This window comes from Streptomyces azureus (assembly GCF_001270025.1).
Lineage (GTDB): Bacteria > Actinomycetota > Actinomycetes > Streptomycetales > Streptomycetaceae > Streptomyces > Streptomyces azureus.
Map to the genome: position 1 here is coordinate 1 of NZ_DF968464.1, position 976 is coordinate 976.

At 69.9% G+C, this 976-nt stretch carries 1 protein-coding gene; it reads left to right on the forward strand.

Annotated features, from left to right (window positions below; genetic code table 11):
* Window positions 1-976: maltotransferase domain-containing protein (locus AOQ53_RS35770; protein ID WP_330219380.1), on the forward strand; the 976-nt coding region annotated here is incomplete at both ends.

The following is a 976-nucleotide window of genomic DNA, read 5'->3' on the forward strand; positions in this document are numbered from 1 at the left end:
CGGCGGCGCGGCTTGCGGCGGCGCTGACGCCTCAGGTGGACGAGGTCCTGGCCCGGCATCCGCTGCGGGATCTGGTCACCACCTCCGAGCCGCTGCCCCTGCTCGTCGAGCGGGAGCGGGCCCTGTACGGCTCCTGGTACGAGTTCTTCCCCCGCTCCGAAGGCACCCGGCAGCAGCCCCACGGCACCTTCCGCACCGCCGCCCGCAGACTGCCGGCGATCGCGGCGATGGGCTTCGACGTGGTCTACCTGCCCCCCATCCACCCCATCGGCACCACCTTCCGCAAGGGCAGGAACAACACCCTCTCCCCCGGCCCCGACGACGTCGGCGTGCCCTGGGCGATCGGCTCGCCCGAGGGCGGCCACGACGCCGTCCACCCCGCCCTGGGCACCCTGGAGGACTTCACCTGGTTCGTCGAGCAGGCCCGCACTCTGGGGCTGGAGATCGCGCTGGACTTCGCGCTGCAGTGCTCCCCCGACCACCCCTGGGTGCACAAGCACCCCGAGTGGTTCCACCACCGTCCCGACGGCACCATCGCCTACGCGGAGAACCCGCCCAAGAAGTACCAGGACATCTACCCCATCGCCTTCGACGCCGACATGGACGGCCTGATCGCCGAGACCTGCCGGGTGCTGCGGCACTGGATGGACCGCGGCGTGCGGATCTTCCGGGTGGACAACCCCCACACCAAGCCGGTCGTCTTCTGGGAGCGGGTCATCGCGGACATCAACCGCACCGACCCCGACGTGATCTTCCTGGCCGAGGCGTTCACCCGCCCGGCGATGATGCACACCCTGGCCCAGATCGGCTTCCAGCAGTCCTACACGTACTTCACCTGGCGCAACTCCAAGGAGGAACTGACCGAGTACCTCACGGAGCTGTCGGGCGAGGCCGCCTCCTACATGCGGCCGAACTTCTTCGCCAACACCCCCGACATCCTGCACGCCTACCTCCAGCACGGCGGCCGCCCCGCCTT